Source organism: Brevibacterium oceani (genome assembly GCF_017948325.1).
Taxonomy (GTDB): Bacteria; Actinomycetota; Actinomycetes; order Actinomycetales; family Brevibacteriaceae; genus Brevibacterium; species Brevibacterium oceani.
The window spans coordinates 4,213,166-4,237,574 of sequence record NZ_CP072846.1; the positions used below are offsets into that span (position 1 = coordinate 4,213,166).

General features: G+C 67.7%; 18 protein-coding genes, 1 tRNA gene and 1 pseudogene. 7 read left to right on the forward strand and 13 right to left on the reverse strand.

What is annotated here, in order from left to right; all coding sequences use genetic code 11:
• Positions 1–22 precede the first annotated feature (22 nt).
• From J9314_RS18635 to J9314_RS18650, 4 genes are all read left to right on the forward strand, one after another.
• On the forward strand, positions 23–1,828 hold the full coding sequence (locus J9314_RS18635; protein ID WP_210603761.1) for a thiamine pyrophosphate-dependent enzyme: 1,806 nt from the start codon (positions 23–25) through the stop codon (positions 1,826–1,828).
• Between the two features lie 124 nt (positions 1,829–1,952).
• A complete protein-coding gene (locus J9314_RS18640) occupies positions 1,953–3,218 on the forward strand; it encodes a M20 family metallo-hydrolase (RefSeq protein WP_210603762.1) in 1,266 nt (421 codons plus the stop codon).
• A 106-nt stretch (positions 3,219–3,324) separates the two neighbouring features.
• Positions 3,325–3,798: a MerR family transcriptional regulator gene (locus tag J9314_RS18645; RefSeq protein ID WP_210603763.1), complete on the forward strand. Its 474-nt coding sequence runs from the start codon at positions 3,325–3,327 to the stop codon at positions 3,796–3,798.
• Positions 3,795–4,793 (forward strand): aldo/keto reductase, encoded by a 999-nt coding sequence (locus J9314_RS18650; protein ID WP_210603764.1) that lies wholly within the window; start codon positions 3,795–3,797, stop codon positions 4,791–4,793. The genes J9314_RS18645 and J9314_RS18650 overlap by 4 nt, the downstream gene beginning before the upstream one ends.
• A 116-nt stretch (positions 4,794–4,909) precedes the next feature.
• Here J9314_RS18650 and J9314_RS18655 read toward each other — a convergent pair whose 3' ends face one another.
• Positions 4,910–5,509 (reverse strand): hypothetical protein, encoded by a 600-nt coding sequence (locus tag J9314_RS18655; RefSeq protein ID WP_246490510.1) that lies wholly within the window; start codon positions 5,507–5,509, stop codon positions 4,910–4,912.
• Positions 5,510–6,125: 616 nt separating this feature from the next.
• On the opposite strand from J9314_RS18655, the gene J9314_RS18660 reads away from it, so the two are divergent.
• On the forward strand, positions 6,126–7,046 hold the full coding sequence (locus tag J9314_RS18660) for an aminoglycoside adenylyltransferase domain-containing protein (RefSeq protein WP_210603766.1): 921 nt from the start codon (positions 6,126–6,128) through the stop codon (positions 7,044–7,046).
• 119 nt (positions 7,047–7,165) lie between these two features.
• Here J9314_RS18660 and J9314_RS18665 read toward each other — a convergent pair whose 3' ends face one another.
• The 5 genes from J9314_RS18665 to J9314_RS18685 form a co-directional block, all read right to left on the reverse strand.
• A complete protein-coding gene (locus J9314_RS18665) occupies positions 7,166–8,542 on the reverse strand; it encodes an NAD-dependent succinate-semialdehyde dehydrogenase (protein ID WP_210603767.1) in 1,377 nt (458 codons plus the stop codon).
• Positions 8,543–8,912: 370 nt separating this feature from the next.
• On the reverse strand, positions 8,913–10,892 hold the full coding sequence (gene selB / locus J9314_RS18670; protein WP_210603768.1) for a selenocysteine-specific translation elongation factor: 1,980 nt from the start codon (positions 10,890–10,892) through the stop codon (positions 8,913–8,915).
• Complete coding sequence (gene selA, locus J9314_RS18675) at positions 10,885–12,294, reverse strand: L-seryl-tRNA(Sec) selenium transferase (RefSeq protein WP_210603769.1); 1,410 nt, start codon at positions 12,292–12,294, stop codon at positions 10,885–10,887. The genes selB and selA overlap by 8 nt, the downstream gene beginning before the upstream one ends.
• Positions 12,295–12,371: 77 nt before the next feature.
• Positions 12,372–12,466: transfer RNA gene (locus tag J9314_RS18680), tRNA-Sec, on the reverse strand.
• A 10-nt stretch (positions 12,467–12,476) separates the two neighbouring features.
• Positions 12,477–12,803, reverse strand: coding sequence for a hypothetical protein (locus J9314_RS18685; RefSeq protein WP_210603770.1), 327 nt, complete (start codon positions 12,801–12,803; stop codon positions 12,477–12,479).
• Between the two features lie 56 nt (positions 12,804–12,859).
• On the opposite strand from J9314_RS18685, the gene selD reads away from it, so the two are divergent.
• Positions 12,860–13,846, forward strand: coding sequence for a selenide, water dikinase SelD (gene selD / locus J9314_RS18690; protein WP_210603771.1), 987 nt, complete (start codon positions 12,860–12,862; stop codon positions 13,844–13,846).
• 753 nt (positions 13,847–14,599) lie between these two features.
• On the opposite strand, the gene nrfD is transcribed toward selD, so the two are convergent.
• From nrfD to J9314_RS18730, 7 genes and pseudogenes are all read right to left on the reverse strand, one after another.
• The gene (gene nrfD, locus J9314_RS18695) at positions 14,600–15,907 is read right to left on the reverse strand and encodes an NrfD/PsrC family molybdoenzyme membrane anchor subunit (RefSeq protein ID WP_210603772.1); all 1,308 of its coding nucleotides are present in this window, start codon (positions 15,905–15,907) and stop codon (positions 14,600–14,602) included.
• Positions 15,904–17,028 carry a 4Fe-4S dicluster domain-containing protein gene (locus J9314_RS18700; RefSeq protein WP_210603773.1) on the reverse strand — a complete coding sequence of 375 codons (1,125 nt, stop codon included), beginning with the start codon at positions 17,026–17,028 and terminating at the stop codon, positions 15,904–15,906. Before J9314_RS18700 ends, nrfD begins: the two co-directional genes overlap by 4 nt.
• 464 nt (positions 17,029–17,492) lie before the next feature.
• Positions 17,493–20,678, reverse strand: a pseudogene (fdnG, locus tag J9314_RS18705) (formate dehydrogenase-N subunit alpha); the annotation flags it as partial.
• 127 nt (positions 20,679–20,805) lie between these two features.
• Entirely contained in the window at positions 20,806–21,534 is a 729-nt protein-coding gene (locus J9314_RS18715; RefSeq protein ID WP_246490511.1) for a class I SAM-dependent methyltransferase, read from the reverse strand.
• Positions 21,531–21,959: a thioredoxin gene (gene trxA / locus J9314_RS18720; protein ID WP_210603776.1), complete on the reverse strand. Its 429-nt coding sequence runs from the start codon at positions 21,957–21,959 to the stop codon at positions 21,531–21,533. The genes J9314_RS18715 and trxA overlap by 4 nt, the downstream gene beginning before the upstream one ends.
• A gap of 94 nt (positions 21,960–22,053) precedes the next feature.
• Entirely contained in the window at positions 22,054–22,800 is a 747-nt protein-coding gene (locus J9314_RS18725) for an ABC transporter permease (protein ID WP_210603777.1), read from the reverse strand.
• A gap of 38 nt (positions 22,801–22,838) precedes the next feature.
• Positions 22,839–23,468: a TetR/AcrR family transcriptional regulator gene (locus tag J9314_RS18730; RefSeq protein ID WP_210603778.1), complete on the reverse strand. Its 630-nt coding sequence runs from the start codon at positions 23,466–23,468 to the stop codon at positions 22,839–22,841.
• Between the two features lie 51 nt (positions 23,469–23,519).
• Between J9314_RS18730 and J9314_RS18735 the strand changes: the two genes are divergently transcribed.
• On the forward strand, positions 23,520–24,401 hold the full coding sequence (locus tag J9314_RS18735; protein ID WP_210603779.1) for an SDR family oxidoreductase: 882 nt from the start codon (positions 23,520–23,522) through the stop codon (positions 24,399–24,401).
• Positions 24,402–24,409: the final 8 nt, after the last annotated feature.

The window sequence follows — 24,409 nt, forward strand, 5'->3', positions numbered from 1 at the left end:
GACCGTCGAAAGGACACCCGCCATGCCGCGTTCCGCCGGCCACCTCATCGTCGACACCCTCGAGACCGCGGGGATCGAACGCGTCTACGCGGTCCCCGGCGAGTCCTACCTCGACGTGCTCGACGGCCTCTATGACTCGTCCGTCGAGACCGTCGTGTGCCGGCAGGAGGGCGGAGCCGGGTTCATGGCGCTGGCCGAATCCCGGCTGACCGGCCGGCCCGGCATCGCCACGGTCACCCGCGGTCCGGGTGCGGCGAACGCGATGATCTCCCTCCACACCGCATGGCAGGATGCGACCGCGCTCGTCCTCTTCGTCGGCCTCGTCCCGATCTCCGACCGGTCCCGCGAGTCCTTCCAGGAGTTCGGCCTGTCCGACTGGTTCTCCTCGACGGCGAAGCGCGTGCTCACCATCGATGACGAACACCGCGCCGGTGAGCTCACCGCCGAAGCCCTACGCATCGCCTCGTCCGGTCGCCCCGGTCCCGTCGTCGTCGGGCTGCCCGAGGACGTCCTCGTCCGCCTCACCGAGGCCCCGACCCCGACGATCGCCGAGGCTGCCCCACCGACCCCCGCCACCGCCGAGCTCGAATCGCTGACCGCCCGCATCGCCGCGGCGACGCATCCCGCGTTCGTCCTCGGCGGCGACGGTTGGCACTCCGGATGCGGGGCGGACCTCGCTCGGTGGGCCGCCTCGGCGGGGATCCCGATCTTCTGCGATTGGCGCGCCTACGATGCGCTGCCGCACAGCTCCCCCGCCTGGGCCGGGTGGCTCGGCTACGGTCGCGCCGACGCCGTGGCGGCCGGTTTCGCCGAGGCTGATCAGCTGGTCTTCGTCGGCTGCACCCGCTCCGACGTCGCCAGCGACGGATACACCATCGGCTTCGACGCCGAGACCGTGCTCGTCACCGGAGATCCCGAGGCCAGGCAGCATGCCGGCCGCATCGACCAGCAGATCCTCGCCTCACCTCATACCTTCGCCGAGGCGCTGATCAGCGTCGATGCCGGTTCTGTGCGGGGTGCACGCACGGATGCGTGGATGGCGGAACGTGCGGCGATCCAATCTCGGTTCGCCGCGCACCGACCCGACGCCGAGGCGGGTGCGGGAGCGACCACGGAGTCTGGCACGCACCCGGACTCGACACGACCCGGCGTCGACCTTGGGGTGGCTTTCGGGATCCTCGACGACCGCCTCGGTGGGGACGCGATCCTCACCTACGGGGCAGGCAATGCGACGATCTGGGGACACCGGTTCCTCCGCCACAACGCGCCGGCCAGACTCGTCGGGGCCCGCAATGGGGCGATGGGGCTGGCGGTCCCGGGCGCGGTGGCCGCCTCCTTGGCGTTCCCCGAGCGCCGGGCGGTCGCGATCTGCGGCGACGGGGACTTCCTGATGAACGGGCAGGAGATCGCCACGGCCTTCGCCCACGGCGGGACGCCGCTTATCATCGTCATCGACAACGGCGTGTACGGCACGATCGTGTCCCACCAGGAGAATCACTACCCGGGCCGGCCTTCGGGCACGCGGATGGTCAACCCGGACTTCGCGACCTGGATGTCGGCGTTCGACGAACGCTCCGGAGCCGCCTCGGCGAAATCGACGCTCGACGACGCCGGTGCGAACGGCGGGGCCGCCCCGGCGGGGGCCGGGCCCGTTCCGACCGCGCCGGAAGTGTCCGCACCGGGGATGGCCGGGCACGGCGAGCGCGTCGAGACCACCGCGGAATTCGAGCCCGCGCTCGACCGCGCCCTGGCGCACAACGGTCCCGCGCTCATCCACGTCCTCATCGACCCGGCGACCATGCCCCCGGCCGGCGACGAAACCTCCTGACGCCCCACTCCGCACGCCCGTCTGGGCGACGGCCCCGCTCGACACCGGCCATGCCGGCGCCGCACCCCTCAACCCCCACGCCTGCGGGCCTCCCCTCCGCGGCAGCACCTCGAAAGGACCCACCATGACCACTGCAGCCTCTCTCATCAGCGCCGACCGTGAAGCAGATTTCCTCGCCGACTGGACCGTCCACTCGCGTTTCGGTGCCGTCGAGGGCACGAACGGCGTCGATCGGCAGGCGGCGAGCGCGGCCGACGGTCAGCAGCGGAAATGGTTCGCCGACCTGCTCGAAGAGCACGGGTTCAGCGTCCACCGGGATGCCATCGGCAACCAGTTCGGGCTCCTCGAGCTCGTCCCCGGCGCCCCCTATGTGCTCACGGGATCGCACATGGATTCGCAGCCGACGGCCGGCCGCTTCGACGGCGCCTACGGGGTCATGGCCTCGGCACACGCGTGCTTCGCCGTCGCCGACGAGCTGCGCGCGGACCCGACGAAGGCGCGGTTCAACCTCGCCGTGGTCAACTGGTTCAACGAGGAGGGTTCACGGTTCAAGCCCTCGATGATGGGCAGCAACGTCTTCACCGGCAAGGCCGAGCTCGAGGCCGCTCTGGCCACCCGTGACGCGAACGGAATCAGCGTCGCCGAGGCACTCGATGACGTGGGCGAGCGCGGGGACTTCACCGCACCGGACATCGCCTCCTATGCGGAGATCCACGTCCAGCAGGGCCGCAGCATGGAAGAGGACGGGGTGACGATCGGCCTGGTCAACGCCACATGGGCGGCCCATAAGTACGAGTTCAGGGTCACCGGCGCGCAGGCCCACAGCGGGTCGACGCTCATGACCGACCGGCAGGACGCCCTCCTCGGAGCGGCGCGTCTCGTCGTCGCCGCGCGTGAGCTCGTCGATGACTTCGAACCCGGCGCGCTGCACACCGCGTGCGGTCAGCTCACCGTCTACCCGAACTCACCGGTCGTCGTCGCCAGCGAGGTCAGCCTGCTCCTCGATCTGCGGTCGGCCAGCGCCGAGGTGATCGCCGCCGCCCATGATTCGCTCATGGCCACGATCGCCCAGGTGAGCGAGGACGATCGGGTGTCGATCGAGATCGTTGCCGAGCACAGCTGGGATCAGGACCCGTACTCCGAAGACGGAGTCGAGCTGGCACGGTCGGCCGCGGACGACTTGGGACTCACCTCGGCGCGGGTGATGACGGTCGCCGGCCACGACTCGACGAACATGAAGGACCAGGTGCCCACCGTCATGCTCTTCATCCCCAGCGTCGACGGGGTCTCACACAGCCTCGCCGAGTTCACGAAGGACGAGGACCTCGTCTCAGGCCTTCACCACCTCACCGAGGTGGTCCGCCGCCTAGCGGCTGGTTCGCTGAGCTGAGGCAGGCAGAGTACTGAGGACGGGCGAGGCAGCGGGCCCCTGTCCCCGTCGGGGCGTCGGACCTACCCCTTGACTTCCAGTTCACTCGAACTATTAGCCTGACGGCATGACCACTCACCACCTGCTCATCGAGCAGATCGCCGACGAGATCGCCGCGGGCCGCAGGCTTCCTCCCACGGCCGAAGAGATCGGATCCTGCGGAGACGACCTCCCCGACGTCGCCGACCTCACGATCGGGCAAGCCGCCGCCATGATCGGGATCGAAGCGACGACGGTCCGCTACTACGAGGACGAAGGACTCCTGTCCATTCCGCGTCGAGACAACGGCCACCGCCGCTTCGACCGTGATGCCCTCGGCGAACTCCTCTTCGTCCACCGTCTGCGCCTCTCCGGACTGCCGGTGCGTGACATCGCCTCACTGCAGAGCCACCTCGGCGAGGATTCGGACGACGCACGCCGCCGAGCGCGCGACCTCCTCGACCGCCACGCGCTAGACATGCGGCGGCAGATCGCGCAGCTCCAGATCTCCCTGGCCATCACCGAACACAAAACCGCCTACCTCACAGGAGGAACACCATGACCGAACAGCCCACCCCGAACGACCAGTCGACGACCACGATTCCGCGCACCCGCCTCGGCGAGTTGGACGTCCCACGGATGGGACTCGGCTGCATGGGAATGACGACGGCCTACGGTCGTGGCAACCCCGATGGTGGGACCGCGACGATCCGGCACGCCCTCGATCGCGGAGCGAACCTCCTCGACACCGCAGACATATACGCCAGCGGCAGCAACGAGGAACTCGTCGGCCGGGCGATCGCCGGGCGGCGCGACGATGCGGTGATCGCGACGAAGTGCGGGATCACAACGCTGCCGGTCATCGGTCTGCCCATCGGAGTCAACGGACATCCGTCCTACCTCCGACGCGGCGCGGAGGCGTCGCTCAAGCGCCTCGGCACCGATGTCATCGATCTCTACTACCTTCACCGGATCGACCCGAACGTCCCGATCGAGGAGTCGGTCGGGGCGATGGCCGAACTCGTCAAGCGCGGTCTCGTGCGTGAGATCGGGCTCTCCGAGGTGGGGCCGGCTGATCTGCGGACAGCGCACGCCACGCACCCGATCGCTGCGATCGAGATGGAATGGTCGATCGTCTCACGTGAGCTCGAGGACGAGGTTGTGCCGGTGGCCCGTGAACTCGGCATCGGGATCGTCGGCTATTCGCCGATCAGCCGTGGGATGCTCTCGGGCGATGCGGCCGGGATGAATCCGGGGCTCCTCGACTTCCGGCGACTCCTGCCGCGCTGGCAGCGGACGAACCGGGAGCACAATGCCCGGCTCGTCGATGCGGTGCGCGCGATCGCTGCCCGTCACCGGGCGACTCCCGCGCAGGTGGCCCTCGCGTGGGTGCTCGTCAAGGGTGAGGACGTGATCCCGATTCCGGGGACAAGCAAGCCGCATCGTCTCGACGAGAACCTCGGTGCCTTCGACATCGAGCTCACCCCAGAAGACACCGCGATCCTCGACGGTCTCACCGCCGCCGGCGAGCGCTACGGCCGGACCGGCGGCGCGTGAGGTGGGCGGTTCGTGAGGTGGGCGCCCCCGCCTGACCGCAAGTTTGGCCGCGGACTATAGTTCGCAGCCGATGCAAACACGGTCGCGCGTCGGCAACCGCGTCGGGAAACGGCCACTCAGTCGATCGGGTCGACCTTCGTGTTGTCGTCGACGAGGTCACCGGCCAGTGATTCCCACTTCGCGTACGCGTCGGGGTAGGCGGAACTCTGAACCTTCTGAGCCGCGTCGCCGGGCTTCATCGACATATCGTCGTCGACCTCGGTGAGGCCGGGGTTGGCGGTCTCCGAATCGACTCCGTAGAACGCCTTCGCGGAATAGACGGGGTCGGTCAGGTCCTTCGCTGATCCCCAGTCCATCGACGGCCGCTGCTGGAAGAGGCCGACGGAATCCTTGTCGCCGCCGTCGAGGTTGCGCAGACTCGATTCCTGCAGTGCGGTCATCACGGCGACCTTCTGTGCCTTCTTCGACAGATCAGCGCCCTTCCCCACGGCGATGATCGTCTTGGCATTGTCGACCTGCTCGGAGGTGAGATCGTCCGGGTCGTCGATTCCGCCGGTCGAGCCGGCGTCTTCCGCGTGGTCGCCTGCTTGGGCCGACTGGTCTGCAGAGTCCTCGCCGTCCTGGGAGACGCCTCCGGTGATCGGATCGGCCGACGCCGAGGTGGCCGCCCCCAGGGAGAGGCCCCCTGCGATGACGGCCGCGGACAGTGCAGTCACCGCTAGAGTGCGCACGCTCTTCATCTGTTCTCACTTTCGCTGTCGGTTGTGGCGAGCGCCAGGACCTGGTCCCGGCAGAGTTCGGCGCACATGTGTCCCCTGAGGTCGGCACAGGAGGTGGCTCGGTTTTCGCCCCACACCACACTGGCGGACATGCGGGCGCGGTTCAATGCAAGCAACCACCGAGGTGGCTCCACCTCTCCGCAACGAATCGTCACGACCCAGTGAGCATGTGCTTGGAATCCGTTGAACGCACCGCGGTCACCTGCACCGCACTCAGGCCCCCGTGACCGGCGTCTCGTCGGCTCTTCGGGGCGTTCGCAGACGCGGGCCAGAGGCTCTTCAGTCGCCGACTCACACAACTGTGCATCCGAAATGCAGACGTGGTGTCTTTATGCAGCGCGTATGCATTTCGAGTGGTCAGTTATGTGCCCGCGACGCCCACGCCGCCGCAACGCCGCGTGGTGCGCAGCCACGCCGCCGCGGAGTGCGCAGCCACGCCGCCGCACCGTGCACCGCCCACGCCACCGCGCAGTGCGCAGACGCGCACGTGGCTGCCGATGCTCTGCTGCGATACTCAACTGCCGATAGGTCGCGCGGTCGCTACGCTGGAGAGATGTCGACGACGCCGCCCGCTGAACTGCCCTCCGAGGTCTCCGTGGCACTCCGGTCCTATCTCCGGGCCGCCGACCGGACCCTGCCCGGGGGCATCATCGCGTGCGCCGTGACCGGGTCGATCGCCCTCGGCGCCTACCGGCCGGGTCGCAGCGACATCGATCTCGTGGCAGTCATCGCCGACGAATGGGGCCATCACAGTGACCTCATCCGTCGCCTCCATGCCCTTCACCTCTCGCAGCTTCCTCGCCTGACTGCCCGGGCAGCCTCGGGCAAAGGCGTGAGCGCATGCTGCAACACCGCGTTCATCTGGGAATCCGAAGTGTCGCTGCCGGTCACCCGGATCCGACCGATCGCCTCCCACACCGGTGAGATCTTCGAAGCCGGTGGCGCTTTCGACGTCAACCCCGTCGTGTGGAAGGAACTCGCCGACGGCGGCATCACCGTCCGCGGCCGCCCGATGGCCGACTGGGGTCTCGACCCCGAACCGGAACGACTGGGCCCATGGGTCGCCGACAATCTCCGCGAATACTGGTCACCCCTGGCGGCCCAGCTTCGCGCTGCTCCATCAGCGACCCGCCGATTCCAGAACCGATTCCTCAGCGGGCTGGTCAGCAGACTTCCCCTCCGACTCATCGGTTACCCACGACAGCTCTCCGCCGGCACCGTCGAATGGTGCGTGCTCGGGCCTGCCCGCATGCACCACACGCTGATGACCGGCGAGATCATCGGCAAGGAGGACGCCGGGCGCCAGGTCCTCACCGCGTTTCCGAAGCATGCCCCCATCACCGAGGTGGCCCTGGCCAAGGTCCGCGGAGCGCGGATCCCACCCGTACCGCCACGTCGGCAGTTGAGGGAGCTGGCCGCCTCGGCGATGGAGGACATCATCGCCGAGGCGGTGCGGACCGATCCACCACGCTGAATAGCCGCCCTTCACGCAACTGTCACTCTGAAATGCACACGTACTGCAGAAAATCAGTACGTGTGCATTTCAACTATGCACTCGCCGTCACACGTCGGACGGCCGGGGCCTGAAGCGGCCTACTTCGCGACGAAGTGAAGGCGCTTGTTGACGAACTCGCCCATGCCGATCGGGCCCATCTCGCGGCCGAAGCCCGAGCGCTTGACCCCGCCGAAGGGGATCTCGGCAGCCTCTGCGGCGATCGTGTTGACGTGCGTCATCCCGACTTCGAGGCGGGAGGCCACACGGTCGGCGCGCGCCTCGTCGGTGGAGAACACCGAACCGCCGAGGCCGAGCGCGCAGTCATTGGCCAGCTCGAGGGCCTCCTCGTCGCTGCTGACCTTGTACACGGTGGCCACGGGCCCGAAGATCTCCTCACCGTAGGACTCAGAGTCGCGCGGCACGTCAACGAGGACCGTCGGCGAGTAGTATGCGGCTGGCCCCTCGGAGAGTTCGCCTCCGACGAGCACCCGAGCGCCCTCGGACACGGCCTTCTTCACCTGGGCGTCGACGGTCTCGGCGGCGGCACGCGAGGACAACGGCACGTACTCGTCCTCGCCGAGCTTCGCCTGATCGCCCGGCTTCAGCCCGGTTCCGAGCCGCACGAGTTCGGCAACGAAGTCGTCGTAGATGTCGTCCATGACGATGAGACGCTTGTTCGAGTTGCACACCTGGCCGGCATTGTAGACGCGGAATTCCCACGCCTCACGGGCGACTGCTGCCACGTCGGAGGCATCGAGGACGACCATCGGGTCGATGCCGCCGAGTTCGAGCACGGCCTTCTTGAGGTTCTGACCCGCCTGGGCACCGATAATCGCTCCGGCCCGTTCGGAGCCGGTCAGGGACACACCCTGGACACGGGGGTCCGCGATGATCGAGGCGATCTGATCGTGGTTGGCGAACAGGTGGGAGTATCCGCCGGCGGGGACTCCGGCTGCCTGGAAGATCTCTTCGATGAGCAGGGCCGAACGGCCGCAGATATCGGCGTGCTTGAGCATGATCGTGTTGCCGAGCACGAGGTTCGGGGCGGCGAACCGGGCGACCTGATAGTACGGGAAATTCCACGGCATGACGCCGAGAAGCGCGCCGATCGGCAGCGCTTCGATGCGGGCGACACCGGGGATCGTCGACGGGATCTGGTAGTCGGTGGCCAGAGTGGGGCCGTGGACGCCGTAGTACTCGATGATGTCGGCGGCGAATTCGACCTCGTCGACGGACTCCTCGTAGGACTTGCCCATTTCGAGGGAGATCGTCTTCGCGAGTTCGTCCTTGCGCTCGCGGAAGATCTCGGCGGCGCGGCGAACGATCCCGGCGCGTTCCTGGATGTCCGTGTCTTTCCAGGTCAGGTAGGTATTGTGAGCCGCGGTCACGGTGGTTTCGATCTCGGCGTCGGTCGCCTCGGTGAAGGTTTCGATCGTTTCACCGGTGGCGGGGTTCTGGACTCGATAGTTCGACATAAGCGCTCCTTGAAAGTCATCGCGATCGTCGCAGTCTTCCGCGCTGTGGCGGCGCGGGGATCGCGGGTCATGGGAATGGGTGGTCGCGGTTGCGGTCGGGTCGGTGAGTGAGGCGCTGCCGGGCGTCGCGTGATCGATGCGCGGCAGCGTCGCCGTTCCTCACCTGTCAGGTCGAGGAATCATCGCAGTCGGTTATCACCCATACCATCGGCTGGAGTGCCCGGAGAGGGCACGAACAGTCATTCCACGAATGATTGTAATACAATTTCCGCCGAGTGCCGAGTGCGTGCCGAAATTTCGACGCCACCCGCACCGAGGCGGCCCAACGGAGCCGCGCCGATGCGCGCCCACGTCCGCCACACCGCAATTCCTACCGCACGACTTCGCGGTGCGTGGTGTCGAGTCGCCGAGTCCACCCGCGTGAGTCAAGATGTTCGAGCAGCGGGATGACGGTCCGCCTCGTCGTGTTCAGGGCCTGCCGGGCTTGGCTCGTCGTGAATGGCTGCTCGAGCCCGGCGAGGACCCTCATCGCATGTGCAGGGGTGCGTGGTGAGACGACGACACCATCGCCGAGGCGCAGCACCCGTCCCGCCTTCTCTGCGACCGCGAGCTCCCGCGCTCCCAATCCGAGTTCGCGCAGGTCATCGGCTTCCGGAGCGGAGAACGGATCGGCCGCCAGGCGCTTCTCGACCTCCGCAATGCCGGCCTCCGCCGCGCCGAGGTCGGCGGTGTGGCCGGGCGGGCGGACCATGCCGTCGGCGGTCTCGAGTCCGGCGCGGGCGATGATGTCGCCGAGCAGCGTGCGAGTCGCGGCGGCAGAGGACGACTCCGGCAGGGGCAGGCTGGCGCGTCGCAGCGTCTCGGCGATGGCTTTGACGGGGACTCCTGCGGACATCGGTCGCGCCTTGAGTTCCCGGGTGACCAGTGACTTCGCTGCCTCGACCCATGCGTCCGACGCCGGGCGGTGGACGAGCCACCCGCCTACAACCTCCACCGCAGATGGCAGCGAGTTCCTCGACGGCGTGGCCTCGGACGGCACCGCCCCGGACGGCGTGGCCTCCCCCGGCACCGCCCCGGATTGCGCATCCTCCCCGGGCACTGCCAATCCGAACCGGACGAGAACCGAGCGTTCGACGGCTCCGCGGCGGGCCACCTCGGCGAGGATGTCTCCCTCGACCGGACGCTCGGCGAGCTCCCGACCGCGACGAGCACCGGCGCCGCGCCGCTTCAGCTCGGGCGGGTCGACGTCAAGGACGATCAGACCGGCAAAGACGTTGCGACTGCCGGGCGCGCGAAGCACGATCCGGTCGCCGACCTGCAGGGGCAGGGGCCGCTCAAGGGTGATCCGGGCGTGGTCGGCGTCGAAGGCGCGCAGGTGCACGGGCACAGCGGCGGTGCCGATGTGAGCCATGAGCTCGCGGACCCCGGCGTCGAGTGGCTCACCCATCGTGCGGCGCACGTCGAGGGCCTCGACGATCGGCCAGGCGCCGGGGGTGAGCAGGGTGTCACCGCGGTGGAGGCCCTCGGCGGGGGTGTCGCGCAGGTTCACGGCCACGCGGGCCTGCGGGGTCACCTCGGCGACGGAGGAATTGCGCGACTGGAGTCCGCGCACGGTCGCGGTCCGGTCGACGGTTTCGCCGTGGAGGAGCAGCGTGTCGCCGGTGCGCAGGGTGCCCGCGGTGAGCGTCCCGGTGACGACGGTGCCCGCACCCTTGATCGTGAACGCGCGGTCGATCCACAGGCGCACCCGCGCCGAGGTGGCCGGAGGCTCGGCCACGGACGTGACCTCATCGAGGACGTCGATGAGTTCGGGCAGGCCCTCCCCGCTCGTCGCGGAGACCGTGACGACGGGAGCGTCCTGGAGCGTGGTGCCGCGCAGTTGGGTGCTGACCTGGGCTTTCGTGGTCTCGACCATGTCGGGGTCGATGTCGGCGCGGGTGATGACGACGAGGCCGCGGGTGATGCCGAGCGCCGCGATCGCGTCCCGGTGGTCACTCGATTGGGCCTGCCAGCCCTTGTCGGCCGCGATGACAAAGCACGCGATCGGGGCGGGACCGAGGCCGGCGAGCATGTTCGCGAGGAACTTCTCGTGCCCGGGCACGTCGACGAAGGCGATCTCGCGGCCCGAGGGCAGGGTGGTCCAGGCGAAGCCGAGGTCGATGGTCAGTCCGCGTTTCTTCTCCTCGGCCCACCGGTCGGGTTCCATCCCGGTCAGGGCGTTGACGAGCGTCGACTTCCCATGGTCGACGTGGCCGGCGGTGGCGATGACGAAGGTGCCGGGGCCCGCGGAGCTGTCGGGGCTCGCGGCACCCTGGGACGCGGCTCCCGGGGACGTGGGTATGTCAGTCATGGCGGCTATCGAGCACTCGGGTGATGGCGGCGGCGATGCGGTCGTCCTCGGCCGCCGGCACGCAGCGGAGGTCGACGAGGCATCGGCCCTGGTGGACACGGGTGACGATCGCGGGGTCGCCTGTGCGCAGCACGGCGGCGCAGTCTTCGGGCAGTTCGACGGCCCAGCCGGGCAGGGGTACTCCGGGGGCTCCCCCGCCGCCGACCCGACCGTCGTGGGGAACGACGGTGGCACCGACCGCCTCGGCGAGAGTGCCGGTGCGTCGGCGCAGCTCATCGGGGTCGATATGAAGGGCGTCGTGGACCGGATTTCCGGTGTGCGTGATCGTCGCCTCGAGGGCGGCGAGAGTGAGCTTGTCCGTGCGCATCGCTCGGGCGAGCGGATGGGTCGCGATGCGCTGGACGGCATCACTCCGGCCGAGGATGAGGCCGGCCTGAGGTCCGCCGAGGAGTTTGTCCCCGGAGACGATGACGACATCGGCACCGGCACGCAGGGCTGCATCGATGTCGGGTTCGTCGGGCAGTACGTCGTCGTGGGTGAACAGTCCCGAGCCGAGGTCGACGATGAGCGGCAGGTTGTGTTCATCGGCAAGGCCGCGCAGTTCGCTCACCTCGACAGTCGATGTGAAGCCTTCGACCCGGAAGTTGCTCGTGTGCACCTTGAGGAGACTCGCGGACTCGGGACCAATGGCGTTCGCGTAGTCGGTGAGGTGGGTGCGGTTCGTCGTCCCGACCTCGTGCAGGCGTGCCCCAGTGGTGGTCATGAGGTCGGTGAGGCGGAAGCCTGCGCCGATCTCGATGAGTTCGCCGCGGCTGACGATGATATCGGTCGGGCTCACGACAGCTGTGCCAGATGCGGCGGTCAGGTCAGGTCCGGCCGTCGAGCCGTATGCCAGGCCGGATCCGGTCGCCGAGCCGACGGCGGACCCACGCCCGCGCAGCGCCGTGACCGCGAGCAGCAAGGCGGCGGCACCGTTGTTGACGACGAGGGCGTCCTCAGCAGTCGGGCAGGTACGCAACAGGGCGGCCTTCGCTCCGGTCCCCCGTTTGCTGCGCTTGCCGGTGACGAGGTCCATTTCGACATCGACGTAGCCACTCGCATCGAGCACAGCCTGCCGGGCGGCGGGTGAGAGCGGTGCACGTCCGAGGTTTGTGTGGACGAGGATTCCGGTGGCGTTGAGCACCGGGGTCAGGGAGGAGGCCGAGCGGGAACCGAGCCTGGAGATGATGGTGGGCGCCACCTCGGCGACGGAGATCTCACCGGCACGCACGACGGACTGAACCTCGGCGATGATCGTCTTGATCGTCGTCTGGCTGAGGGTCTCGCCAGCGGCGATGACCTCCGGCAGGGCAAGGAGTGTGTCTGTGCGCGGAATGGAGCGACGCGGATCGGACTCGACCATCGGGGCCTCCTCCTCGGTGCATGTTCACCGCCATCCTGCCTGGTGCTCGGCGGATGCGATCGGCTCAGCATTGTCATTGGCGGAGGCGGACGGGAATCGAACCCGCCAGACCGAGATGCTCGGTCTCACTGGTTTTGAAGACCAGGGCGCCCACCAGGACACGGACGCCTCCACTCGGAATCCTACCGCGTGACCTGCACTGACTCCCACCATTCGGTCTCCTCGCGGTAGGAGGCCAGGTCTTCGTCTGATGTCGCATCTATCTCGGCGCGAAGTCGTTCGAAGCGCTTCCGCTTATCCTCAAGCGAGGCAAGGTGCGCCAGGTGCACACCAAGCGTGCGATGCTCCGCATGCGCTTGCTTCCTGAGCCGATCACGAAGTTCACGGCTCACCTTGATGAACGGCGGTGTCATACCGCAAATATAACTTGAGTTCTCCTCCGCGAGTAGGGCATTGCAGCGATTGCTGCCCGCGGCCTGCTGACTATTCGCAGCGCGGCGAGATTTCATTGCCCACCTTTCGGCACCCAGCGACGGGCCCTGATCACCGGTGTTAGTCTCGCGATATGACTGCCACACAGGAACGTCTGACCTCGTTTGCCCATGGTGGAGGATGCGCCTGCAAGATCCCGCCGGGTGAGCTCGAGGACGCGGTGCGCGGACTCGTCGGTCAGATCGGTCCCGATGTCCTCGTCGGCCTCGATGACGGCGATGACGCCTCGGCGGTGCGGGTCCGTGACGACCTTGCGGTGCTCTCGACTGCGGACTTCTTCACCCCTGTCGTCGACGATGCCTACGACTGGGGACGCATTGCCGCGGCCAATGCGCTATCGGACATCTACGCGATGGGCGGGACACCGGTGACGGCGATCAACCTCGTCGGCTGGCCTCGCGAGGTGCTGCCGATGGAGCTGCTCACCGAGGTGCTGCGCGGCGGACTCGACGTCGCCGCCCAGGCGAACTGCCCCGTCGCCGGCGGGCATTCGATCGACGATCCCGAACCGAAGTACGGCATGGCCGTGACCGGTATCGCCCATCCCGATGAGCTCATGCGCAATGACGCCGCCGAGGTGGGGCTGCCCCTGACACTGACCAAGCCGATCGGTGTGGGGATCCTCAACAACCGACACAAGCAGACAGGCGAGGTCTCCAAAGAGGCGATCGCGACGATGACCGCACTCAATGCCGAGGCGTCGCGTGCGGCCGTGGCCGCCGGGATCCGCGCGGCTACGGATGTCACTGGGTTCGGACTGCTCGGACACCTGTTCAAGATGGCACGAGCCTCCAGAGTCGGCGCCGTCATCGACGCGGCCGCGGTACCCCGCCTCGAGGGCGTCGATGAGTCCGTCGCCGCCGGCTATGTCTCCGGTGGATCGCGGCGGAACCTTGACTGGGTGCGTCCGCATCTGACCGCGGATGACTCTGTGACCGAGGATAATTTGCTTTTGCTGGCCGATGCGCAGACCTCCGGAGGGCTGCTCGTTGTCGGCGAACTCCCTGGTCATCCGGTCATCGGTGAGATCGTCGTCGGATCTGGCGTGCACGTGCGGTGATGCCCGGGCAGGTCACTTGACCCGAATTTCGGAAGAAGTTTGGCGCGGACCCCTCAGTGACTCCTCCTATACTCTGGGCGCTGATCATCGCCAACACGATCCCCACGAGGATCAGTTCGATCTGTATCAACTGGCAGCCGTCGAAGGTGCCGCGCTGAGGAGAGTTTCGTTCGGCGATGGTCTCAAGGCGGCGTATCGGCTCGATGCTCAGAGAAGAATCGGACCCAGGGAGAGTGACGCTGTGCACGGTTCCCAGTCCCCCTAGCCGCGAACATAATTTTTGGAGTACAAAAATTATGATCATCCACCTGAGCCAGAATGAATCATAATTTGCCGGATTGACGATGCCTCACTGCAGATTCGGCCCTCCCACGGCGCGCACGTTCATGCCAGCTGGTCTCTATCGAAATGATGCGGACCAGCGTCTAAACGTGCAGAGTATAATTTTTTGAAGGCAAAAATTATGATCTAGGTTCAGGAGTTTACTTCACCGCCGAAAGCGCCCAGCCAGCGCCCACTACCCGTCATTCTGGGCCTGGAGACGCCAGGCTCACAGCCACCCGTCACCTTTAGCGTCAAAACCACCCGTTGAACCGGGATGTTTTGGCGCTAGCGGTGAGGGATGCCGAACCACCTGTAGGTGCAGTCACGATATGTTGGCGGAGTCGATACCGGTGCGGGATGCTCGCGGAGGAAGCAGACAGACGTCGCGCCCGCGCGCTCCCCGGGCAGACTCCCCTGGCCCGCCCGCCTCTACCGGCCGGTAGTGATCGAGTCGTCGGTGATGCCGGCCGCGCGGCGCTCTTCGAGGCGAGCGCGCTGCGGTTCGACGACGTGACGGGGGTCCTTCGTCGACTCGATGCCGGCCTCGAGCATCCCGAAACGGGTGTACGCCGAGGCGGCCGCCAACGCGGCACCCGAGACCACGGACAGTCCACGCAGAACGGCGCGAGTCTTCCAGCTGCGTTTGCCGCCCGTGGCCGAACCGTCGACACCGGCTGAACTGCCGGCGCTCTTCACGGCGTCCGCGATCGCACCGGCTGCACGACCGACACCGGAACCGCCGACGCCCCGCCCACCGAGCTTCTTCGCGAACACGCGCGCGCCCACCTCGACGGCGGCGGCGCCGACGGCTCCGGCGATGAGGAGCTTCTCGGCACGGTGGAGCTTGTGTCCCGGTTCGCCGTCTTCCATCGGGTCGACCTCGGCCGGGTGCATGCGCTTCTTCATCGCCGACATCGCGTAGACGTCACCGGCAGCCCCGGCGAGCGCGAGCAGTCGCGCCGGGCCCGTCTCCCGCACCGGAGCGAGCGCCATCGCGGCACCGCCGGCAGCCAGCGATGCCGAAGACACGAACACGTACGGCAGACCGTTGCGACCGGCAGCGTTCCAGGTGGGCACGGCTGTCGCCCCGAGCAGCACCGCCGTGTACGCGGCCAGCGGCGTGGCGAAGAGGGCCGACTCGAGGGCCGCCGGTGTCTCCATCGCGTGGAGCACCTTGCGCAGGGATCCCAGCGGAAGCAGCTTCTGCCCGGTCACCCGGTCGAGCTCGACCGCAAAGGTCACACCCGATCCGACACCGAAGCCCGAGAGGATCCAGGTGCCCAGGCTCATCGGGGAGGACACCTTGACCACGCGCATCATGTTGATGAACCGTTCGGGTCGGCCGAGGTCGGCGACCAGCGCGACGCCGCCGACACCGGTCGCGGTGATCGCCGTCATCCGCGTGGCGATGCGCAGTCCCGGCCGATCAGTCACCTGCGCGCCGAGGCCCAGCAGCGACGACCCGCCAGCGAGCCCGCCGAGGAACAGGTAGAGCGCGATCTCGTGACCCCACGGCGGAGCCTTGACGATCGGTCGACCGTAGTACGAGGTGAACTCGACGTCCTCGACCATCGGCATCTCGCGGTTGCCGTCGGAACCGCGGTTCTTCCACCCGCCGCCACGACGACCGCCGGGTCCACCGGGTCCACCGGGACCTCCACGGCCACCTCGGCGACGCTTCTTACGTCCGCCTTCGGGCTCGGGCGGGCGGTAGGAATCGAATTCGGACGTGCTCAACGGCGGCTCCCGAGGAACGCGAGGCCGACCGCCGCGACCATGCCCAGCGCCGCGGCACCGGCATGGGCGAACATTCCGGGCAGGTCCTTCGTCGCCACCCGAGGATCCGGCGGCAGCCCGTAGACCTCTGGTTCGTCGAGGAGGAGGAACACGGATCCGGTGCCGCCGACGCCGTCATTCGGGTTCGCTCCGTAGAGTCGGGCCTCGGTCAGGCCCTTCGCATGGAGTTCGGCGACGCGTTCATGCGCCTTGTCGACCATGTCCGACCGGTCGCCGAACTTGATCGACTGGGTCGGGCAGGTCTGCGCACACGCCGGTTCCTCACCGTCGACGAGGCGGTCGTAGCAGAGCGTGCATTTGTTCGCGGTGCCCGCATCCGGCACGTCCATGTCCGCGGCCTTGCGGTCATCACGGTCGGTGGGCGTGTTGATCGTGCCGTCGTCACGACGTTCGATGACGCCGAAGGGGCAGCCGGCCACACACGTGCCGCAGCCGTTGCAGACGTCGTTCTGGACGACGACGGTGTCGAATTCGGTGCGGAAGAGCGCACCGGTCGGGCACACGTCGAGACAGCCGGCATGCGTGCAGTGCTTGCACACGTCCGAGGACATCAGCCACCGGAAGTCGGCGGTGTCCGGCGGGGTGGTGTCGACCCCGGACAGATCCGCCGGTTCCATCGCCCCGGGGGCGAGGAGGTCGACGTCGAGCTGCGGCGTAGTCGGCAGACCGTCGCTGGTCCGGCCCTCATCCGCGGCACCGAGCGCTCCGCCCAGAGGCTGGACTGCGGCACTCTCATCGGTGCGAGGCCGGATGGTGGGCATGCCGAGGTTGACGAGTTTCCGCCCGGATTCGCGGGCCTTCTCGATCCGCTCGGAGTCCTGTTCGATGAAGGCGACGTGACGCCAGGTGTTCGCGCCGAGGCTGCCCGTGTTGTCGTACGAGGAGCCCAGCAGCTCGAAGGTTCCGTCCTGGGGATTGCGGTTCCATTCCTTGCACGCGACCTCGCAGGCCTTGCATCCGATGCAGATCGAGGTGTCGGTGAAGAACCCCTTGCGATTCTGCGTCGAATCGTGCCAGTGGCCGTCAGCGACCGTGCCGCTGTCCAGCGTCGAAGCCGACATCAGTCATCCTCCCCTTCATCGCTGGTTCCATTGTCCACCTGATCCGGGCCCGCACCGGCATCCGACGTGCCGGAGCCCGCGCTGTCGTCGCCGGCGCCGTCGTTCACGCCGGCATCCTCGGTCTTCTCCCGGGCGCGTTCGTCGAGCTGAGCCTGCGCACGCTGCGCCTGCTCCGCCTCGGCGACTCGGACCTCGGAGTCGGTGACGGCGGATCCGTCGAGATCACGACCATGATCGGGATCGCCGTCGGTCGCGTCCCCATCGTCGGCCGAGTTCGCGTCAGCCGTCTCCACCGGTTGCAGATCGACCCGTCCGGTGCGATCATCGGCGCTCTCGGCCGTCGGAGCGTCGACTTTCTCCCCGCCGAGCGTCTTGCCCGGAGTCACGCCCACTGCCGAGTCGCCTCCGCGATGGGGGTGGCCGCCGACGCTGTGTCCGGCACCGGCGGCAGCTGCCGCTTCGACATCGGATTCGGGCGCGGTGACCTGCTGGTTTCCGGACTCCGTGGTCAGACCGGCCTCGCGCTGGTACTTCTCGACGAAGTCGACGAGCTCCGGTCCGCGCGGACGCCTGCCGGGCACGATCGTGCCGGCCACGTACTTGCTGTTCTGGATGAACACGTTCGGATCCATCGTCACACCGAGCAGGTCGTTGGCGGAGTCGCCCTCGACGACGGCGCCCTGACCGCCCACGCCCCAGTGGTAGGGCAGGCCGATCTGATGGACGGTGCGTCCGCCGATGGTCAGCGGATTCATCCGCCTCGTCACGAGCACGCGGGCCTCGATCGCTGCCCGCGGGGAGACCAACGTCGCCCACCCGTAGGGCTCGAGCCCCACCTCGGCGGCGAGCTCCGGTGAGATCTCACAGAACATCTCCGGCTGCAGCTCGGACAGGTACGGCAGCCAGCGGGACATGCCGCCGGCGGTGTGATGCTCGGTGAGCCGGTAGGTCGTGAACACGTACGGGAAGACCTCGGAACCGGGGTAGCCGGCACCGGGCGCGGACAGGTTGTCCCCGCGCCGCATGACCTTCCTCGTCGGGCTGTTCTGCTGCGGGTAGAGCGGATTGGCGACCGTCGACTCCTGCGGCTCGTAATGCGTGGGCATCGGACCGTCGACCATGCCGCTGGGTGCGAAGAGCCATCCCTTGCCGTCGGACTGCATGATGAACGGGTCGTCGCCGTCGAGGTGGGCAGGACCGCCGTAGGCCTGGTCCGACCTCGCCGCGGGGGCGCGATCGATGGGGAAGTCGGGCACGTCCTTGCCCGTCCACTTACCGGCCTCTTCGTCCCACCAGACGAACTTCTTCCGCTCCGACCAGGGGGTCCCATCCGGAGCCGCCGAGGCGCGGTTGTAGAGGATGCGCCGGTTCGCCGGCCACGCCCACGCCCATTCGGCCGCGGTCTCATCCTGCTCGCTGCGCGGTTTGCGTCGGGCGGCCATGTTGACACCGCCGGCATAGACGCCGGCGTAGATCCAGCAGCCGCCGGCGGTCGACCCGTCGGAGGCGTACTGGTTGAAGTTCGCCAGCGGCTGGCCGTCGTCCTCGCCGCCTACCCGGTAGCCGTTGATCTCCTTGACCACGGCTTCCGCGTCGACCTCGCCCTCCTCGTCGACCGGGTAGTCCCAGGTCAGATCGAGCAGCGGACGATCGCGCGGATCATCGGAGTCGGCCAGCTTCTCGCGGATCCGCTGACCGAGCTCGTAGAAGAAGTCGAGTTCGCTCTGCGCATCGCCGGGCGGGTTGACGGCCTTGTGCCTCCACTGCACCAGACGCTGGGTCTGGGTGAAGGTGCCGGCCTTTTCGGTGTGGTTGGCCGCGGGCATGAAGAACATCTCGGTCTCGATGTCCTCGGTCTTCAGCTCGCCCGTGGCAATCTCCGGGCCGTCCTTCCACCAGGTGGCGGATTCGATGAGGCTGAAGTCGCGCACGACCATCCACTTGAGATGGCTCATCGCCATCCGCTGCATACGTCCGTTGGCCGATCCCACGGCCGGGTTCTGGCCGAGCAGGAAGTAGCCGTCGACACCGTCGTTGAGCATGCGCACCTGCGTCTGGTACGTGCCGTGGGCGCCGTTGATGCGCGGCAGATAGTCGTAGGCGAAGTCGTTGTCCGGTGTCGCCGCATCGCCCCACCAGGCCTTGAGCAGACTGACCGCGTAGCTGCGGCCGTTGGCCCAGAAGCCCTTGTGGGTCTCCGGGGTGCCGACGGCTGCGACGTAGTCATCGAGGGTGTCGTGGACACCGGCGCTGGGCATCGGCAGGTAGCCGGGAAGCAGGTTGAACAGCGTCGGAATATCGGTCGATCCCTGGATCGTCGCGTGCCCGCGCAGCGCCATGATTCCCCCGCCCGGTCGGCCCATATTTCCCAGCAGGAGCTGGAGGATGGAGGCGGTGCGGATGAATTGCGCGCCGAGGCTGTGCTGAGTCCAGCCGACCGCGTAGGCGAAGCACGTGGTCCGTTCCCGGCCCGAGTTCTGCGTCACCGATTCGAAGAGGTAGTCGAAGTCGGCGGGCTTGATCCCACAGTTCTCCTCGACCATCTCGGCGGTGTAGCGCGAGTAGTGCCGCTTGAGGATCTGGAACGCCGTCCGCGGGTCCTTTAGCGTCGGGTCGGTCAGGGGCGCACCGTGCTCATCGGTCTGGTAGGACCAGGTCGAGTTGTCGTACGAGTTCGTCTCCGGGTCGAAGCCGGAGAACAGTCCGCCGAGGTCCTCGGTGTCGACATAGTCCTCGCTGATGAGGTTCGCGGCGTTCGTGTAGGCACGCACGTATTCGTCGAAGTGCTTGCCTTCGGTCAGCACTCGGTTGATGAGCGCGCCGAGCAGCACGATGTCCGAGCCCGCCCGGATGGGGACGTGCTTATCGGCGATCGCGGTGGTGCGCGTGAATCGAGGATCGACGTGGATGATGCGGGCACCTCGGGCCTTGGCCTCGCTCACCCATTGGAATCCCACGGGGTGGCACTCGGCCATGTTGGAGCCCTGGATGATGATGCAGTCCGCATTCGCCATATCCTGGACGGGTTGTGTGGCGCCGCCTCGCCCGAACGAGGTTCCCAGACTGGGAACCGTGGCGGAGTGTCAAATACGCGCCTGGTTCTCGATCTGTATGGCTCCCGCGGCGGTGTAGAGCTTCTTCGCGAGGTAGTTCTCTTCGTTGTCGATGGTTGCCCCGCCGAGGCTGGCGATGCCCATCGTGCGCCGCAGCGGGTGGCCCTTGTCGTCGAAGTCCTCCCAATGCCTGCGGCGGGCTTCGAGGAAGCGATCGGCGATCATGTCGATCGCGGTGCTCAGTTCGATCTTCTGCCAGTCCTTGGCCCGCGGTGCGCGGTAGAGGACGTCGGTGACGCGGCCGGGGGCGTTGACGAGCTGTTCGCTGGCAGCACCCTTCGGGCACAGGCGCCCGCGCGAGATCGGCGAATCGGGGTCACCTTCGATCTGGATGACCTTGTCGTCCTTGACGAAGATCTTCTGGCCGCAGCCCACGGCGCAGTACGGGCAGACGGACTGGACGACCTTGTCGGCCGTAGCGGTTCGAGGAGTGGTGTCTCGGGTCTTCTGGGACGTCACCGATTCGCCGCGACCCGTCCGATCGGACGTGCGGAACTGCCGGAGTACCGGCCATTCAAGGAAGCTGAACCGAGCCATGGCTCAACCATAGTCGTTCGCGAGGCCGATACGCATCAACAGGGCCGCCGTGGGACGGCTTCGTCCTGCGAGGTGAGACCGGGCGAGCCAGTCAGTTCCGACAGGTCAGTCAGATCCGGCGGGCGCGTCAGATCCGGCGGGCGAGGAGGACGGCGTCCTCGAGTTCGGCCGGGTCACCGTCGGGTGAGGTCACCGGCCGGGTGCGGATCTCGGCGAGTTCGATCTCCCAGCGATCAGGACTGGCCCCGATGAGCAGGGCGAAGTCCCCGTTCGGGCTCACAGGTTCGTGATGGTGTTCCATGCCGTGCTCGAACTTCTCGTCGTGCTCGGCCGCCCAGTCCGGCATGGTCGCATGCGAGACGAGGAGCAGGGCTCCGCCCGGTGCCACATGTGCGGCAAGACGGGCGAGCAGCTCCTCCCGGGTGTCGGGCAGGCGGGTGTGGAGGAAGCACCCGGTGACGAGGTCGAAGCCGCCTCGGCGATCGGTGTTCTCCGGTTCCCAGTCGGAGATGTCGGCAACGGCGAAGGCGGCGTCGATCCCGCGCTCATCGGCGGCTCGGCGGGCGCGGTCGACGGCGGTCGTCGACAGGTCGATGCCGGTGGCATCCCAGCCGTGCTCGGCGAGCCAGATGACATCGGCGCCCTCTCCGCAGCCGACGTCGAGGACGCGGCCGGGAGTCATCTCACCGACGGCGGCCACGAGGGCCTCGTTCGGATTGCCCGACCACACGGATTCCGCGCCGGAGTATCGCTCTTCCCACGCGGCCACGGAGTCCGGCACACCGGCCGACCGGGGCCCGACGGCCTCGGTCGTCGCGGGTGTCTCCGACGTCAGGCTCACGGCCTGGTCGCTCACCTGTCGACGCCGGGGTCGGCCGGGATCGCATCCGGGCCGTTGCCTTCCGGCTCGGCAACCTCGGCGGCGGCCTGCTTCTCCAGTTCGGCACGGACCTCGTCCATGTCGAGTCCCTTGACGGCGGTGATGACCTGTTCGAGCTGGGGTGCGGCGAGCGCGCCGGGCTGGGCAAAGACGACGATGCCCTGGCGGAAGGCGACGAGGGTGGGGATGGAGGTGATTCCGAAGAGTCCGGCCAGCTGCTGCTGGGCCTCGGTGTCGATCTTGCCGAAGGCGATGTCGGGGTTGTCCTCGGAGGCCTTCTCGAAGACCGGGGCGAACTGCTTGCATGGGCCGCACCAGTCGGCCCAGAAGTCGAGGAGGATGATCTCGTTGTCGTTGATGGTCGATTCGAAGGTGTCCTGAGTGATCTCGATCGTAGACATGTGCGCCAGTCTAGGGGTCGACCATGAATGCTCACTGGACGGGGGCGGTCGGACACCGGTTTCGGACGGTCGATCAGTGATCGGGACCCGGATGTCACTGCTCCGGAGCGGGCAGGACGCGTGCACCCGCGGCGATGTGCGTACCGAGGACCGCGGTGATCGCCCCGGCGAGGATGAGCGAGGCGAGCACGACGATCTGGAACTCGGCGGCTTCGAGCGGTGAGGCACCCCCGAAGAGTGCGCCGACGAAGGCTCCGGGCAGGGTGACCAGTCCTGTGTTCTTCGTCTGATCGAGGTTCGGCAGCAGGGCCTCTCTGATGGATTCGCTGCGCAGACGCTGCACCGCCTGCCGTGGTTTGGCGCCGAGGGACAGCCACGCTTCGACCTCTCCGGACCCGGTGCGCAGGTTCGCGGTGAAGCGCCGCATCGACAGGGTCGCCACCGTCATACAGGTGCCGGTGACGATGCCGGCGATGGCGATGACCCTCTCGAACTCACGGTCGACGAGACCGAAGGCGAGGACGAGTCCCAGAGTGGTCAGGGATCCGACGATGACGCCGGTGAGGGCGCCGAGGCGGCCGCGCGGCATCTGCCGGGCCCGGCGGAGGGAGGTCACCGAGGCGGTGGTGAGCATGAGGGCGATGAATGCGGCGACGGTCCACCAGGCGTTCAGCGCTCCCTGCAGAAGGAGCGCGACGAGGGCGAGCTGGACGACGGCCCGCACGATCGCGACGATCGGCAGCCACCCGAGCCCCACCTCGGCGAGGCGGAGGATGATCACCGCGATGACGACGAGCACGGCGATGCCCAGCAGCAGGGGCAGGACCTCGGCGATCAGCACGTGATCAGTCTACGGTCGCCGAGGCGGGGCAGGACCGATCAGTCCGCAAGCGCACCGGCCGCCCGCCCGAGATCGGTGAGGGCGGTGTGAGCCAGTTCGCTGAGGTCGGTTTGGGGCCCGGCATCGATCCATGCCGCGTAGGCTTCGCCGAACGCCACGGTGCCGAGGTGAGCGGCGATGATCGCGACCTGCCGTTCGACTCCTCGGTCTCGCAGCGCCGATGCCATCCCATCGGTGAGTGCACGATGCTTGGCCGCGTCCCGCTCCTGCAGTTCGACATTCTCCGCGATCACGCGGCGGATCCGTGGACCGAGTTCGCGGTGGAACGGGGTCATCGAGGTCGAGACCTCGTCGAGTCCGGCGCGGACCGCCTCGAGCGGGCCGACTTCGGCGGGAGCCGAAGAGATGCCGTGGATCAAGAGTCGCAGCATTTCGTCCTGGCCGGCGGCGAGGACTTCTCGCTTGTCGGGGAAATACCGGAAGAAGGTGCTCTTCGTCAGTCCCGCACGCGCTGAGATCTCAGCGACCGTCGCGCCGTCGAAGCCGTTTTCGGCGAGCATGTCGAGAGCGGCGACAACGAGACGATCGCGGGCATTCGGGGTCCAACGGGGCATTCCGTCATCGTAGCAACGGGTGAGCACGCGATCGATGACGGGACTGAATCCCATCGCGGTGGTATTCTGATGAGACTCAGTCCTATCACTCGATGAGGAGACACCATGCACATTTTCATCACAGGCGGCACCGGTCTGATCGGCTCTGCGGTCATCGCGGAGCTCATCGCCAACGACCATACCGCGAGCATCCTCGCCCGGTCCGATGCGTCTGCCGAGCGAGCGGCGCAGCTTGGAGCAGAGGCGATCCGCGGCGACCTCTCCTCTGCCGACGTCCTGCGCTCGGGCGCAGACGCGGCCGATGGGGTCATCCACCTCGCCTTCCGCAACGACTTCAGTTCTCCCGCGGCGCTGACGGCCTCCGTCGAGGAGGAAGCCTCGGCGATCGACACTCTCGGCAGAAGCCTCATCGGCACGGACAAACCATTTGTCATGGTCGCAGGTACACCTGCGGTGCCGGGCAAAGTCGCGACCGAGGCGGATCCACTCCCGACGGATGGCCCCGTCGGAGGGCGCAGCGTCGCGGTGACCCGAGCCCTCCAACTGGCAGACCAGGGGGTGCGCACCTCGGCGATCCGGCTGCCGCGAACCGTGCACGCCGACGGCGAAGGCGGTTTTTCCGGCCTGCTCGCGAACTTCGCGCAGGAATCGGGGATCTGCGGCTACCCGGGCGACGGCACCCAACGCTGGCCGGCGGTCCACGCACAGGACGCTGCGGCCCTCTTCCGCCTCGCGCTCGAATCCGCTGAAGGTGGAACGTCCTGGCATGCCGTCGCCGACGAAGGGGTGCGCGTCATCGACATCGCCGAGGTGCTCGGCCGCCGGCTCGGGCTGCCGTCGGGCACCGTGCCGGAGGAGAGCTTCGGTCCGCTCGGGCCGGTCTTCGCCGCTGACCAGCCCGCGTCGAGTCAGCACACACGCTCCGCTCTCGGGTGGACACCGACGCGGCCCGGGCTGCTCGACGATCTCGAGAACCTCTCACGCTGAGAGCCATC